This window comes from Nostoc sp. NMS4 (assembly GCF_017115095.1).
In the GTDB taxonomy this organism is placed as follows: domain Bacteria; phylum Cyanobacteriota; class Cyanobacteriia; order Cyanobacteriales; family Nostocaceae; genus Nostoc.
This window is the reverse complement of the sequence record NZ_JABXKI010000075.1, coordinates 5,865-19,737: the sequence shown is the minus strand read 5'-3', so window position 1 is coordinate 19,737 and position 13,873 is coordinate 5,865. Positions and strand designations below refer to the sequence as shown.

General features: G+C 41.2%; 14 protein-coding genes and 1 pseudogene. 6 read left to right on the top strand and 9 right to left on the bottom strand.

What is annotated here, in order from left to right; genetic code table 11:
- Positions 1 to 423 precede the first annotated feature (423 nt).
- The 3 genes from HWQ37_RS04210 to HWQ37_RS04200 all read right to left on the bottom strand — a co-directional run bounded on the left by HWQ37_RS04210 (position 424) and on the right by HWQ37_RS04200 (position 3,433).
- A complete protein-coding gene (locus HWQ37_RS04210) occupies positions 424 to 1,437 on the bottom strand; it encodes a glycosyltransferase family 2 protein (protein WP_292744176.1) in 1,014 nt (337 codons plus the stop codon).
- 222 nt (positions 1,438 to 1,659) lie between these two features.
- Positions 1,660 to 2,106: a hypothetical protein gene (locus tag HWQ37_RS04205; RefSeq protein WP_292744173.1), complete on the bottom strand. Its 447-nt coding sequence runs from the start codon at positions 2,104 to 2,106 to the stop codon at positions 1,660 to 1,662.
- Between the two features lie 97 nt (positions 2,107 to 2,203).
- Positions 2,204 to 3,433: an anhydro-N-acetylmuramic acid kinase gene (locus HWQ37_RS04200; protein WP_292744171.1), complete on the bottom strand. Its 1,230-nt coding sequence runs from the start codon at positions 3,431 to 3,433 to the stop codon at positions 2,204 to 2,206.
- Between the two features lie 494 nt (positions 3,434 to 3,927).
- Between HWQ37_RS04200 and HWQ37_RS04195 the strand changes: the two genes are divergently transcribed.
- Both HWQ37_RS04195 and HWQ37_RS04190 read left to right on the top strand, forming a co-directional pair.
- Complete coding sequence (locus tag HWQ37_RS04195; RefSeq protein ID WP_292744168.1) at positions 3,928 to 4,689, top strand: Npun_F0296 family exosortase-dependent surface protein; 762 nt, start codon at positions 3,928 to 3,930, stop codon at positions 4,687 to 4,689.
- 364 nt (positions 4,690 to 5,053) lie between these two features.
- Positions 5,054 to 6,256 (top strand): argininosuccinate synthase, encoded by a 1,203-nt coding sequence (locus HWQ37_RS04190; protein ID WP_292744165.1) that lies wholly within the window; start codon positions 5,054 to 5,056, stop codon positions 6,254 to 6,256.
- Positions 6,257 to 6,447: 191 nt separating this feature from the next.
- On the opposite strand, the gene HWQ37_RS04185 is transcribed toward HWQ37_RS04190, so the two are convergent.
- A complete protein-coding gene (locus HWQ37_RS04185; protein WP_292744162.1) occupies positions 6,448 to 7,077 on the bottom strand; it encodes a DedA family protein in 630 nt (209 codons plus the stop codon).
- A 486-nt stretch (positions 7,078 to 7,563) separates the two neighbouring features.
- Between HWQ37_RS04185 and HWQ37_RS04180 the strand changes: the two genes are divergently transcribed.
- Complete coding sequence (locus HWQ37_RS04180) at positions 7,564 to 7,917, top strand: STAS domain-containing protein (RefSeq protein ID WP_292744159.1); 354 nt, start codon at positions 7,564 to 7,566, stop codon at positions 7,915 to 7,917.
- A 663-nt stretch (positions 7,918 to 8,580) separates the two neighbouring features.
- Here HWQ37_RS04180 and HWQ37_RS04175 read toward each other — a convergent pair.
- The 3 genes from HWQ37_RS04175 to rpsF form a co-directional block, all read right to left on the bottom strand.
- Positions 8,581 to 9,141, bottom strand: coding sequence for an RNA-guided endonuclease InsQ/TnpB family protein (locus HWQ37_RS04175; RefSeq protein WP_292744156.1), 561 nt, complete (start codon positions 9,139 to 9,141; stop codon positions 8,581 to 8,583).
- A gap of 354 nt (positions 9,142 to 9,495) precedes the next feature.
- Positions 9,496 to 10,056, bottom strand: coding sequence for an Npun_F5560 family protein (locus tag HWQ37_RS04170; RefSeq protein WP_292744153.1), 561 nt, complete (start codon positions 10,054 to 10,056; stop codon positions 9,496 to 9,498).
- 230 nt (positions 10,057 to 10,286) lie between these two features.
- Entirely contained in the window at positions 10,287 to 10,661 is a 375-nt protein-coding gene (rpsF, locus tag HWQ37_RS04165; protein WP_292744151.1) for a 30S ribosomal protein S6, read from the bottom strand.
- Positions 10,662 to 10,835: 174 nt separating this feature from the next.
- Here rpsF and HWQ37_RS04160 point away from each other — a divergent pair, with 174 nt between their 5' ends.
- Positions 10,836 to 10,958: a hypothetical protein gene (locus HWQ37_RS04160; RefSeq protein WP_292744149.1), complete on the top strand. Its 123-nt coding sequence runs from the start codon at positions 10,836 to 10,838 to the stop codon at positions 10,956 to 10,958.
- Positions 10,959 to 11,014: 56 nt separating this feature from the next.
- On the top strand, positions 11,015 to 11,788 hold the full coding sequence (locus tag HWQ37_RS04155; RefSeq protein WP_292744146.1) for a fumarylacetoacetate hydrolase family protein: 774 nt from the start codon (positions 11,015 to 11,017) through the stop codon (positions 11,786 to 11,788).
- Between the two features lie 3 nt (positions 11,789 to 11,791).
- On the opposite strand, the gene HWQ37_RS04150 is transcribed toward HWQ37_RS04155, so the two are convergent.
- Positions 11,792 to 12,268, bottom strand: coding sequence for a Tic20 family protein (locus tag HWQ37_RS04150; RefSeq protein WP_292744143.1), 477 nt, complete (start codon positions 12,266 to 12,268; stop codon positions 11,792 to 11,794).
- A gap of 81 nt (positions 12,269 to 12,349) precedes the next feature.
- The gene (locus HWQ37_RS04145) at positions 12,350 to 12,547 is read right to left on the bottom strand and encodes a hypothetical protein (protein ID WP_094348028.1); all 198 of its coding nucleotides are present in this window, start codon (positions 12,545 to 12,547) and stop codon (positions 12,350 to 12,352) included.
- Between the two features lie 590 nt (positions 12,548 to 13,137).
- Between HWQ37_RS04145 and HWQ37_RS04140 the strand changes: the two are divergent.
- A pseudogene (locus tag HWQ37_RS04140) lies at positions 13,138 to 13,873 on the top strand (hypothetical protein); the annotation flags it as partial.

The following is a 13,873-nucleotide window of genomic DNA, read 5'->3' as shown; positions in this document are numbered from 1 at the left end:
GCTTTGTACCATTTTGCACTTTAATTGTGGTGTAGTTTTAGTTTGCCCAATTTTGACTAGTACGCTATCACTCTTGGTGTCTCCGCAAGTCTTGGAGACGTTGCTTTGTGTTGGGAGAAGACAGCACTAGCTTGACTGCACCAAACTTTACCTGGCTTTGCAGGTTAACAAACCCTTAAATTCGCATTAGTCCACAGGGATAGACTTTGTTTGTGTAATAGCGAATTATATTCTTCCAATACTTTTAAAACATTTTCTGATTACTTCATAAGATTTTTAACATTCTGGCTCATTCTTATTGTTAAGGATGCATTATTTATTGATAAAACTATGTTGAAGAAGAATTCAGAAGTCAGAATGGGCTAAACCTCAGCTATCCGCTAACAGGAGTCACAATCTGACTCCTGAATTCTGTTCGATAATTTAAGTGGTAGTTTTTCGTTTTCTATCTAAGTTAGGATACATATCAAAACTTGATTTATTATTCATCACATAGTATTGAATTCGACGGTTGACAATATTCTTAAATCGGGACATAAAATCAGAAAAAAAGCTCGGATTTTTCCTTGCTTCTGTAAATGCTGTTAACCATTTTCCTTGTTTTATCGGTTCCACAACTTGAAGGTAAGCTAAATTTTTCTTATAGACTGCAAGATTATAAGATAGAGCGCGCATTAAAGCCGGATTTTTTTTCACAACCTCTTGTTGCATGAAATGATTCGTAGCTTTGCAGTATTGAGTTAAACGTGGTAATTGGCTTTGATATACAAGAGAACCAGCGCGTGAACGGTAGAAATAATAGGGTTTTGGTTGAATGAAAAACCGAGATCCTTTGATTAAGCATTTTATATCAAGCCAAAAATCTTGACCCATCCTGATGTCTTCATCGTACTCAATGCCGTGCTTAACCAGAAATTCTCGTTTGAATAGAGGCTTGCTTAAACCAAGATGCAATCCTGGTTGCCCATAGACATCAGTTTCGACAAAATAAACAATATCAATTTGGATAATTTTGTCTATAGAGACTCCACTTTCTTGAATCAATGTACTCCAAGGAGATGTTTCACCATCTTCGATCAGATAAAGATCGTCAGCAATCATGTCTGCATTTATTTCATTTGCCAAAGACACAAGCTTTTCCAATCTTTCGGGAGCATACCAATCATCTGAATCAAGCACAGCAATCCATTCTCCTTGGGCTGCTCTCAAGGCGCGATTACGTGCCGCCGCCGCTCCAAGATTTTGCTGATTAACTATCACTTTGAGACGTAGATCGCTAAAACTTTTAGCGACTTCTACAGTTTTATCACTTGAGCCATCATCGACCACGATCACTTCAATGTCAGTAAGCGTTTGCTCTAAGGCTGATTGTATTGCCTTTCCAATATAAGTTTCGGTATTGTAAGCAGGGATAATAACGGAGACTTTAGGATTCACGAAACTTAACTCCTGAATACATGGTTAGGTAAAATGCTAAAATCATGACCATAATTTGATCATTTCTTTTTTACTATACAACTCAGTAGGTCGATGAGAATAAATAATGACTCGTTAAGTTCGGCAGAAAATATTAGGTCTAAGGAAGCCAGTGGGTTGCCAGAGTTTTTTGAATAGTGGTTTTTGGCTTAGAAGAACAGCAAAGCAGTGAGGGAACCTGCTTTAGATTGACTGACGTTCTAGGCTAGCTTCCATTGTGTTAGTTAAAAAATGACCTGCCAAGATACCACTACTGAGATAGTATGTATCTTCCGAAATGCGGTGTAAGGTTTCAAAGCCACTACGACGCTGGCGATCGCCTAGTACCCAATAACGCTGTACGATAGTGTCCAGACCAATCCAGCCTTCGCCTTCAACCTGCCCCAAAATATTATGTTTGAGTAAAAAAGTATACTGACGTTCTCCATCATGCAGCCGCCCCTTGTATTGCAGAGAGATTTCGGAGCGATCGCTACCTGGGAATATCAGTTTTGTGGCCATAGTAAACCAGTTATCTCGATTCCAAGCTACCAAAGTCATACCCTTAACACTGATTGGCATCCCATTACGTTCCAGCCAATTTCCTTCCATTGCCCAGCGTCCTGGTTCCAATAAAAAAGTATGAGCCACCTTTTATTCCCTGTCTTGTTCGAGTACCGCCAAGACTATAGTTATAACAATGCTAAGTTGCGATGTGAGAATGAAGAAATTTTTGATTGTTCTTGACTCAGAACTGAGCTTGGTGAATTTCTCCTAAAAGTACTTCTTGAGGCGCACCAGTGGCAGTAGGTAAGTTGCCAGGAATACCCAAATGTCGCCAGTAGGCTAAAACTGCAAAGGCGATCGCTTCTTTAAAATCTGCATTTAAGCCGACTTCATCTGTATTCCAAACTGGTATAGATGTCAACAACAACTGTAATCTTTGTTTCAAATAGAGATTGCGACCACCACCACCGCATAATAATACCCGTTGTGGCATTTCTGGCAAAAAAGTGCGGTAACTATGAACAATTGAAGCAGCTGTAAGTTCTGTGAGAGTTGCCAGAATGTCAGCAGGATTAAGTTGGTATGCTTGAGCATCTTTTAAACACTGATGCAGGTAAGTTACACCAAATAACTCGCGTCCAGTGGATTTGGGTGGCGGTAAATGAAAGTAGTCTTGGTTGAGCCATTGTTCTACTAATGGATGGCAAGGAGTACCACTCGCTGCCCAATTACCATCTTCGTCATAAGTTTTAACACCAGCGCTTAAATGCTCTACTGCTAGATCCAACAGACTATTTCCTGGGCCAGTATCCCAAGCGCGAATTTTGGAAAGCCAGTCACCATGCCGAGGCGGAATATAGGCAACATTACCAATACCACCAATGTTTTGAATACAACGCCCCTCCTGGGGATGACTGAGTAAATAAGCATCGACTCTAGGCACGAGAGGCGCACCATGACCACCAATAGCAATATCAGCAACACGGAAGTTGCTCACAGTTGCAATGTTCGTAAGATAGGCAATTAATGCACCGCGCCCTAGTTGAAGACTGTAACCCAAGGGACTAGGATTTAGCCCATCAGAAGTGAGCATTTCTCTCCCCCTGCTCCCCTGCTCCCCTGCTCCCCCTTTGGGTGGTCGATGATAAACTGTCTGACCGTGGGAGCCAATGAGAGTGGCTGGCTGATGACCAATTTGAATATTTTGGGCGGCTTGGGCAAAGACTTGAGCGATCGCATCATCTACTTGTGCCAATTCTGCCATTGAGATGGCAACACCTGCACCGACTGCTAATATTCTTTCTCTGAGTTCGGTTGGATAAGGATATGTTGCCCCGGCTAGCAACTCAACTTTGAGATCCAATTCTGTGCCGGAAATCTCTACCAACGCAGCGTCTATGCCATCTACAGATGTGCCACTAATTAAACCGATAACGCGAGTAGGAACAACAGCTTTTTCAGTTGGATGCATTGTTCAAGATTGTTTTGTTGATTGCAAGAGTTTAGTTTAATTCATGTTACTAGCTATGTCAAAAAACTCAGGTTGCATACTTGACTGGAGAAGGATGAGTAGACGAAGCAATGGAAAAATCTCAAAACCAATAGTAATGACCATGAATCTATTTCTATTTATCAGCAAACAGAGAATTTCAAACAGTCTTGTTCGTTGCCTTTATTAGTCCTTAATCAGTACAACATCCAAACACACAAGTTCTTAATATATATAAGCTAACTTTACAACTTTTTTATCTTCAGATAAAGAACAGATGCTCGCTCCACTTTTGCAGCAAGTGAAACTACTGATTTATCTTCGAGAATAGAACAAATTATTGACCAAATCTAGGAATATTTCATTAACTACAAATCCAGTAGTTTCATCCTATTAGTTATTCTAGAAGACAATACATAATTAATTAAGTTCCACAACGAACTGTTCAACAATTAAAAATACAGAATTTCCAAATTATGTCTCTTACAAAAATTGCTTGTATTGCTGCTCTATCTCTATCTGCAATCTCTTCATTTATCTATGCAGGTTCTGCCCAGGCTATTTCCTTCCAAATAACCACTGGTATTGCAGGCCCTAATGGAGAAACTAACCAAGGTGCTTTTTCTGAGTTTACTCAACTTCCCGGTACGACAACTGTTAACTTCAATAATGGTCAAGCGCCAACCACTGGTTTCGCTAAGTACTCATTTGAAAACAACAGTGGAGCCAGCAGTGTTAGGTCAGATGTATGGGCACCTGCTGGGGCAAACGGTGAGGTAAATAATGGTAAATATTTGGCAGTTTTCAACGGGGATAACGTCACAATTAACCTTGCAAGTTCCCTCAATTATTTCGGTATTGACTGGGGAGCTATTAGTTCTGGTAACGTTTTTTCCTTCTACAAGGGCGATAATCTGATCAAATCATTTACAACTGAGGATGTGAACCCAGTTGCTCCAATTCGTGCGTCACAGCATGGTGGTGAAGGAAATGGCTACCTTCACTTCTACTCAGATAGTAGCAACGATATTTTCAACAAGATTGTCATTACCCAAGCAGGTGGTGGTGGATTTGAAAGCGACAACCATTCTTTCCATCTAGGAACTGACAAATTTACAGGCTTTGATCCTAAGTCTGTTCCTGAGCCTAGTATTACATTAGGTATGCTAGCTGTAGGTGGTATGTTTCTACGCAAGCGCAAGAACGAGAAGTTGCAAACTGTAAGACAATCTCATTAAATATATCAATCCGAGCTAGGTAAGATTTTCCTGATTTTCTCTACACGCTACCCAGCCTGTACGAGGATTTCAAAACTTCTGATATAAAGTTAACGTTAAATACAAGTTAGGGTGAGTTTACATAAGTAAGCTTGCCCTAATCCTTTTGCTATTTGCGATCGCGCCTTCTTCTATGGTCACAAGCTTTAGAAAAATTTTCTGGCTTTACACTCTAATATTTCTTAGAGCTTAACCGAACTGGATTAAGAGTGAACGTAATTCCGACTCCTAAATCCTCCTATAGGTTGTTGCATGAATAAAATATACATGGATTAGTTTAGATATAATAATGACTCATTCTTTGTTGTCCTAACTGGAGAAATTAATGGGTCGCGCCAAAAAGGTTGTCCTGGCATATTCTGGCGGAGTGGATACCTCAGTTTGCATCCCCTACCTCAAACAGGAGTGGGGTGTGGAAGAGATAATTACCCTAGCAGCAGATTTAGGTCAGGGAGATGAATTAGAGCCAATCAGAGAGAAAGCTCTGAAATCGGGTGCAAGTGAATCCCTCGTGGCGGATGTCAAAGACAGCTTCGTTAAAGATTACGCCTTTGGAGCGATTCAAGCCAACGCCCTTTATGAAAATCGTTATCCTCTAGGAACTGCTCTGGCTCGTCCACTGATTGCCAAGGTATTAGTAGAAACAGCCGAAAAATATGGTGCTGATGCGATCGCTCACGGTTGCACCGGCAAAGGTAACGATCAGGTTCGCTTTGATGTTTCTGTCACCGCCTTAAACCCCAACTTGAAGATCCTCGCACCAGCCAGAGAATGGGGGATGAGTCGTGAGGAAACCATCGCTTATGGGGAAAAGTTTGGTATTCCCTCACCAGTCAAAAAATCTTCCCCCTATAGTATTGATAAGAATTTGCTCGGTCGTAGTATCGAAGCTGGTTTACTCGAAGATCCTTCATTTGAGCCACCAGAAGAAATTTATGAGATGACCAAAGCGATCGCTCACACTCCCAATGAGCCAGAGTACATCGAAATTGGTTTTCACGGTGGTATTCCCACAACTCTCAACGGTATAGCTAAAAAGCCAGTTGAGCTAATTGAAGAACTCAATCAGGCGGTAGGAAATCACGGCATCGGACGGATTGATATGATTGAAAACCGTCTGGTGGGGATCAAATCGCGGGAAATCTACGAATCACCCGCGATGTTGGTGCTAATTCAGGCACATCGGGATTTAGAAAGCTTGACCCTAACGGCAGATGTCACCCATTACAAGCGTGGCATTGAAGAAACTTACAGCCAAATCGTTTACAACGGTTTGTGGTACAGTCCACTCAAAGTTGCACTTGATGCCTTTATTCAAAAGACACAAGAGCGAGTCTCTGGAACTGTGCGAGTGAAGTTCTTCAAGGGCAACTCTACGATAGTTGGGCGTTCGAGCGATAATTCTCTCTATACACCCGATTTGGCAACCTACGGGGCTGAAGACAAATTTGACCACAAAGCTGCTGAAGGCTTTATCTACGTTTGGGGACTACCGACTCGGATTTGGTCACAGCAGATTAGGGGTTAAATAATTCGTAATTCGTAATGACGCGACGCTCGAATACTCGCTACCGCTACGCTATCGCGGACTCGCTACCGCTACGCTAACGTAATTCGTAATTATGTTTTGTGACGGGGATTTAGCGCAAAGTGCGGTCTTGGGATCTCCCAAGAGGAGCTACTTTGTAAGACAGACCCCGACACAAAACGTTGACTTACTTACTCTTCTGCTGCGCCCTTAACTTGGCGAGATTCCAGCCATAGGGGTACAACAATTAAGGCAGCGAGGATTAGTAAGGCTGCGATCGCAAATTGACCCGCCCAAGCAACCAATTGTTCTAAAGAGACAATTTTGCCAGCAAAAAAAGCTAATGTCACCATCAAACTAGCCCAAGCAACTGCTCCTAAAAAGTTGTATAAAAAGAATTTTCCAAAGGGCATTTCAGCTATACCAGCTAGTGGTGCGGCAAAAACTCGTAACAATGCCAAAAAACGGCCAAAAAATACCGCTTTAGCAGCATTTTTACTAAATTGATCTTTAATACTCAGCAGTCGCACTTCCGAAATCCGAAATATGCCACCGACTTTTACCAGAAAAGCCCAACCACTAACTCTACCAATCCAATAGCCACAAGTGCCACCAATGACAGCACCCATGATTGCGTCACCGAGAACCAGCCAGAAATTTAGTTCATCACTGCCAGCTAAAAACCCGCCCACTAAGGTCACGGTTTCACCAGGAAGGGGAATGCCTAAATTTTCTAGCAAAATTCCGAAAAAAATTGCCCAATACCCGTAATTATGAGCAACTTCCTGGATATTTTCTAGTGAAATCAGCTCTAAAGACATTCCACACCGCCGTCTTTACAAATTTTTACTTTTACTATATCTTTGCTTGTTTTTGGGTGGGGTGTCAATCAAACTAATACATAGAGTCATTAAGTCATTAGTTTAATAATGAATAATCCATAACTTCTAATCTATGGTAACTATTAACTTTTTACCATTAACTATACAATTTTTAGAATTTTTACCACATATTCACAATTTATTAAAAAAAGATTAAAAATTTTATAGAATATTTATAAATATCGGTTTAAATTGTGAAAATTTTGTAAAAGATACGGTTGATACCGAAATTGTGAAGCGCTTATGCCTATATTGATGAAAGTTATCACAAATTATACGACATGAATACTGAAACAATCTCACTCAACTGTAGGACTAAAACTGCCCAAATATGTGGGTAAAACAGTCATTTTGCCGTTGAAAGAGAAAAAGTATTGATGTCTTTTTCAATTTTTTGTCAAGTGTTCCAATTACCCTGTTAAATTCATGGCTCTCACACAAGAACTTCAAGTGATTTCGTTTAAACCCCAAGGAAGCATAGATTTGGAAGGTGGTAAGGCTTTGAGCGAACAGATGGCTGAAGTAGTGCCTCAAGCTCATCAACTCTGGATCATCGACCTAGCAGAAGTTAATTTCATGGATAGTTCTGGGTTAGTACCTTTAGTAAAAGGCTTAAAGGCTGCACGTCAGAGTGGTTGCCGCTTGGTTTTATGCAACGTGCAAGCTCCTGTACGGTTAATTTTGGAACTTACCCAACTCGATACAGTGTTTGAAATTTTCCACACTTACCAAGATATTTTTACCACCGTCAAAGATAACAGTCTGGTGCTAGCAGACTAGCTAAATAAATCTATCTATAGAAGGATGGTGGAGTCAAGCAATATTTGCATTTTTTCACATTCTCTTAAGAGGACAGTCTGGTGCTAGTGGTCTGTCAAATTCATTTTTTTTGACGATTAGAGAGACGCGATAAACGCCGTCTCTACAGGGAATTTATCCATCAATTATTTATTGACAGACTACTAGTAGGCTGAATTTCTTTTTTGCTTGGAGAAGAATGTTAAGGAAAACTTATGTTTTTGAGTTAGGTAATACAAATTGCAGATGAATCGATCTGCTTTTAGAAGTCATCTACCTAAAGTTGTCAAGTCAAAAATGACCAAAACCGCTCAAAGCAAATGCAATTTTTTGTGAAACTCCCCAGCCTTTTAAAGACAGGGTTTTTCAAATTACTCTAAGCTAATTGTTTTATGTGCAATGTAACTTAATGCAAGGAAGCAGGAGGTAAGAAAGGTTAGAATATCAGCCTTTACGTTATTTATAACTCTATAGTTATTTTTGCCTAGATATATTACTTGGATGCCTCCAAGATCCTTTGGCAGACTAATTTCTTACCTGCTTCAAAATACTTACCTAAACTTAAGCTAAAGCTTAAGAATAGAGATTTCTTCCCGTGTCCACCAAGGATGTCGGCATCTTCTTGTCAACGGGCGTAAATTTCGGTCAAGCCAACCGTATTTTATTAAGAGGTGCATCCCTCAAATTGATAGATGCGTTCTCATCACGATCTTGAATATTGCCACAAACACCACATCTGTAAACACGCTCACTCAACCCCATCGGTTGAATATGTCCACATTTGGAACACATCTTCGATGATGGGAACCATCTATCAACCAACTCAACCCTAGTCGCATAAAAAGGTTGCTTGTAAGTAAACTGTCTGCGAATCTCATAAAAACAGTTATTACTCACAGCACTAGCTAATTTGTGGTTAGCAATCATGCCGGATACGTTCAGATCCTCAATCCTAATGAGAGCAGCTTTCCGGCTTATGTCAGTGGTCATCTTCTGGGTTGTATCAAGTCTGATGTTGGCGATGTGAACGTGTTGTCTTGCCAGCTTGGTGTAATATCGCTTTGCCTTGTTTGATGCCCTAATTTTCAGCAAATTATTCCCTAGTACCTTATTCCGATTACGCCATTGAAGCTTACCCAGCTTGGTTTTCGCCTTTTTAGTGGTAACAGGCATATCGTAAAAAGTACCATCAGAACAAGTCGCCAAAACTTTTACGCCGCATCAAGGAGGTTTCTACCTTATTTAGTTTTAACTCTCGTTTGATGGCAAACATAACTGAATGCTCGATACTTATGTAAGGATACCAACATCAAAAAAAATAATCCCCTCGGTTTTCTGCCTAAAGATACTATTGCACTAGATCGCAAGCCATTGACTATAAAACTACGAGTTGGTATTCGAGAGAAAGTAATGTCAATCCCTGAATGGACGAATGAGTTGAGGCAAGTGATTGAAACATGGGTGCAAACTAAAGTTGATCAAACTGATGAACTTTGACGCATATTGGATAATAATTTGGCTATTTAGGGCTTGCTCTTAGATTCGATCGTAATTTTAACTTTAGGCATTCTGGGGAGTCGAAAAATTAGTTTGTTCGGATGCTGGGCGAGGAAAATTTGGCAAATCAATACCACTATGACTAGCATTGCGAGTTTTGAGTGCTAAACGGTAACTTACGCTTTGCAGTTCTGCTTGCAGTTGGCGGTTTTCCCGTTGTAGCATTGCTACTTTTTCTCTCACTGGTGTCATTCGCTCCTCAAACTTCCGACGGTAAATTTGAGGTAACTCTTGTACTACTTGCTCCAACATTCGAGTGCGATCCGTGAGTTCTTGAACTGACTGTCGCAATTGGTAAATTTCGGAGTCACGAGTTGTAATTTGCTCTTGGTAGAACGCCACCTGCTGTTCTACAGCTTGGAGTTGTTCTTGTAAAGCGTGTAACTGGGTCAGATCGCGTTCAAATTCCGGCTGTTGGGGCATAAAACTAGTATTACCCTTTACCAGCCGGAAAAGTTCTTGAGATAGTTGTTGTACTAGTTGATCGCGAAGTTGCAACTCCTGGCGTAGCTGCGATACTTCCGTCGAGAGAACTTGAACATTAGTTGTATCAGATTGGCTCACAGTAGCTTAAAGCTCCCATTCAGAATCTTGTCCACTCTTAGGTATAACTGCGGGAGTACTACCTTTGGCAAGTATTTGTTAATTTAGCATTCCCAAACAAGTCACGAAAAAAGAAAAAGACAAAATTTTATTGAATGGGGATTAAGAGTTAGGAGTGCTGAGTGCTGAGTGCTGAGTTAGGAGTTAGGAGTTTTGTTTATCTCCCTGCTCCCTCATCCCCCCTCACCTCTCTACACTGTTACCGGTGCAGGTACAGGAGCAGGTGCAGCTACTTTAGTGGGCTTTTCCTTTTCCTCTTTAGGGGGTTTTTCCTCTTCAATTTCCTGCTTGATTGTTAAATAGCGAATTACTTCTTCACTCAAGCGCATGGCGCGTTCAAAGGGGGCGATCGCAGTTGGCGGTGCAATGTAGTTTAACTGGATGTAGATGCCATCGCGGTGTTTTTTGATTTCGTAAGCCAGACGGCGCTTACCACGATTTTGAATTTGCATCTCTTCAGCGCCTTGATCGCGAAGCAAATTCTGATATTTCGTAACTGCTTGCTCTACCTGTTCCTCTCCGAGGTCAGGACGCAGAATGTACATTGTTTCGTAATTTGTAGTCATATTTTTCAGTTTCCTCATGGACAAAAGGGGCTGCCGATATTAATTTATACCTGACTTTTATTTAAAATGCCAGTATTAATCAACATCTGAAGCAACAAGGAACTATAATCTTACCAGTTTTCAATTTTGTTTCATTAGCCAAATCGCCGAAGTTTGGATTTTTGGATGTCCCTAATGAAAACTAGGTTGGGAAGCAACCCTGATATTTCTTTAATCAAGATCGATGGAGCGATCAGCTTCGCTAAAGGGTATCTTTCTTTAAGGGCATCTATAGCGATCGCTTTTTTAGCTAACTGAGGATTGCTACCGGCTCACAACTTCTAATCGCAGATAAAAGGATATTCATCAAGGTTATGGCGCAGCGCTATGTGCGAATTCAAAATCCAGAAGGACAGATTTACTATGGGTTACTACAGCTATCCCTGAATGTGCAGGTGCTAGATGCTCCACCCTGGTTACATGGACAACCCACTGATTTAATTTTGACACCAGGAAATTACCAAATTCTGGCTCCCTGCGCTCCTTCAAAAATTGTGGCGGTGGGTAAGAATTATGCAGATCATGCAGCCGAAATGGGAACTCCAGTACCTTCTGAGCCACTAATCTTTCTTAAGCCTCCTACGTCGATCATTCCATCTGAGAGGGAAATTAAGTATCCTCCCCAGTCACATAGAGTTGACTATGAAGGAGAGTTAGCTTTAGTGATTGGCGATTACGCCTTTGAATGTACGCCAGAGGTAGCCCAAACGAAAATTTGGGGCTATACCATCGCTAATGATGTAACAGCGCGGGATTTACAAAAACAGGATGGTCAATGGACGCGAGCCAAAGGTTTTGATACTTTCTGTCCTTTGGGGCCTTGGATTGTCCGGGAATTAAATCCAGGAGCGAGATTGCAGACTTTTGTAAATGACGACGTTAATCCAGTCCAATCTACCTGTATCGATCGGATGGTGTTTTCTCCCGATGTTTTGGTTTCCTATATCAGTCAGGTGATGACCCTATTACCTGGTGATTTGGTGCTTACAGGTACGCCGGAGGGTGTAAATGCTTTGCATCCAGGCGATCGCGTCCGCGTAGAAATTGAAGGTATTGGTCGCCTGGAAAACACCGTAGCGACCCGTTAACTTCTAACGCACTTGCATATACACTGCATCAGATATGGCTGGAATTTCTGCATAACGTCCGCTCACAGACTGGATGACTGAATATGCGACTGCTCCCACTATGCCGATAAAAATAGTTGTGGATAGGGTTTGGATTGCAAAACCACCAGCAGGAACTAGTCCCACAACATCAGTTAGGATGCTAAACAAAAAGATAATAATATCCAACAGGATTGCTTGCATGGTGTTGAAACGAATAAAGTGACTAATTTTTTCGTTTCTTACTACCAGCAAAAATAAAGCAAAGAAAATAATCATTCCTGCATAACGCACGCCGTAGTAAATTCTCAACAATGGCAGAAGCGGTAGAAACAGTAGTTGTAGTGGTGGAAACTCTGAGAACAAATATCTACCAAATACAAAAACTTCAACTAGAGGAAGCAAATAAGGCAAGGAAGCAAAAATCCGATCTGAAACTGTTGTAGACCCGCGCCAAGACATTATGCGTTCTCCTGTCGTTAAATTTTAATAGTTACTTGAGCTTAGGATAACGCAGTTGCTTGGTCTTTCTGATAAATTCAACTATTCTATATGGGCGATGCGGAAACCCATCATACATTCATATTGGTCTGGCTGCTGTTGAGTAAGTTTGCGAATGGCTTGACCACAGCGCAGTTGACCTCCACGCCAACGGGGTTGACCGCTCCCGTCAGCGAGTAAACAAGACTGGCAAACTTGCTCAGGGGCAAGGATTTGCTCGTCCATTAAAATGACTAGCATCGAATCCCTCCTGTAAATCCTTATTGTCAACCCACATTTCACTCAGGGGAAACACGCTTTGTCGCCCTTTAAACAGTAGTTTCAGGTAGGTTGGATGCGTTTTGCGGGGTTAAGTGTTGTGATTTGCGCCTACCTTGGGCGATCGCAGAGGACACTTAAGAACCACATCCTACCTCTTTGTAGCAAAAATGTGGGCAATTACGATTCAATAACAATTCTCAAGTGAATTTTAAATTTATTGTACGTTGTGTCTATGACAAAATGGAATTTTTAGTAAAAAATAATACAAAAATATTTGCACTAAGTTGAGCAAAGACAAGTAATGGTATCCATTGCATCTCGGTTAATTTAGCACTAGGGTGTGTCAAACTTAATATTCAGAAAACAACAAAAGCTTTACGCACAAGCAATACGGCGGCTGTTTGAAATTCCCTTGAGGTGACTAGTTAAAGCCAGAGTAGTCAAGTCAGTAAAACTGAGTTAATTTGATCGGCATTTAAGTGAGGCATTTCCAAAATACTGAGGTAAACTTGCAAGCAAGTTAATACACAATATTACTCAACGGCTCGTCGGTCTGGGCATCACTTACAATGGAACACTGGCAATTTCTGATACAGAAACAAGGCGCTCGCTCGTGGCATATCCTAGAATCGCCAAATTTGGAAATTTTGGAAGGACAGTATAGAGTTTTGGCTCGTTCTAACCTTCTTAATACAGATGTGGAAGTGCGGGTAACTCACTCTTCAACCGAGGAAGTTCAACCAACGCGGCGAATTTTCAAGCGATCGCGTCGCACTAATTCAGAAGGCTTAATGGCGGTAATTCCTTTTACCTACTTCCAGGCGGGAGTTTGGGAGTTGCGGTGTTCCGGCGATTTGATGTCGGATCTGCTCGGTAAATCTTGGCAATACAGTGTGCAAGTGCAAGTCTTCTCACTGTTAGCAGAGAGAGAACCAAGGAAAATTTTAGAACCAAGTTCATCCGACGATCGCCCAGATAATGTTTGGGAAAACTTGGAATATAATTCCCCAGCAGGAAGTAGAATTACGTTATTTACATTTGAGAAAGCGATCGCAGTTTCTGAAGAACTAGCAATTATTACAGATATTACCAGTGTTGCAGCAGATGAAGAGAATTTGGAATCTCATGCTCCAGTAGAAACTGTAATTGAGCTAGATAATGCGATCGCAGTTTCCGAAGAATTGGCAATTATTACAGATATTACCACTGTTGCAGCAGATGAAGAGAATTTGGAATCTCATGCTCCAGTAGAAACTGTAATTGAGCTAGATAATGCGATCGCAGTTTCTGAAGAACTGGCAATTA

What these genes read in the sequence shown, in the direction of transcription:
- HWQ37_RS04160 (WP_292744149.1), top strand. Translation starts at nt 10,836, where the DNA reads ATGAAAACTAGGTTGGGAAGCAACCCTGATATTTCTTTAATCAAGATC.
- HWQ37_RS04150 (WP_292744143.1), bottom strand. Translation starts at nt 12,268, where the DNA reads ATGTCTTGGCGCGGGTCTACAACAGTTTCAGATCGGATTTTTGCTTCC.
- rpsF (WP_292744151.1), bottom strand. Translation starts at nt 10,661, where the DNA reads ATGACTACAAATTACGAAACAATGTACATTCTGCGTCCTGACCTCGGA.
- HWQ37_RS04200 (WP_292744171.1), bottom strand. Translation starts at nt 3,433, where the DNA reads ATGCATCCAACTGAAAAAGCTGTTGTTCCTACTCGCGTTATCGGTTTA.
- HWQ37_RS04180 (WP_292744159.1), top strand. Translation starts at nt 7,564, where the DNA reads ATGGCTCTCACACAAGAACTTCAAGTGATTTCGTTTAAACCCCAAGGA.
- HWQ37_RS04145 (WP_094348028.1), bottom strand. Translation starts at nt 12,547, where the DNA reads ATGCTAGTCATTTTAATGGACGAGCAAATCCTTGCCCCTGAGCAAGTT.
- HWQ37_RS04185 (WP_292744162.1), bottom strand. Translation starts at nt 7,077, where the DNA reads ATGTCTTTAGAGCTGATTTCACTAGAAAATATCCAGGAAGTTGCTCAT.
- HWQ37_RS04155 (WP_292744146.1), top strand. Translation starts at nt 11,015, where the DNA reads ATGGCGCAGCGCTATGTGCGAATTCAAAATCCAGAAGGACAGATTTAC.
- HWQ37_RS04190 (WP_292744165.1), top strand. Translation starts at nt 5,054, where the DNA reads ATGGGTCGCGCCAAAAAGGTTGTCCTGGCATATTCTGGCGGAGTGGAT.
- HWQ37_RS04195 (WP_292744168.1), top strand. Translation starts at nt 3,928, where the DNA reads ATGTCTCTTACAAAAATTGCTTGTATTGCTGCTCTATCTCTATCTGCA.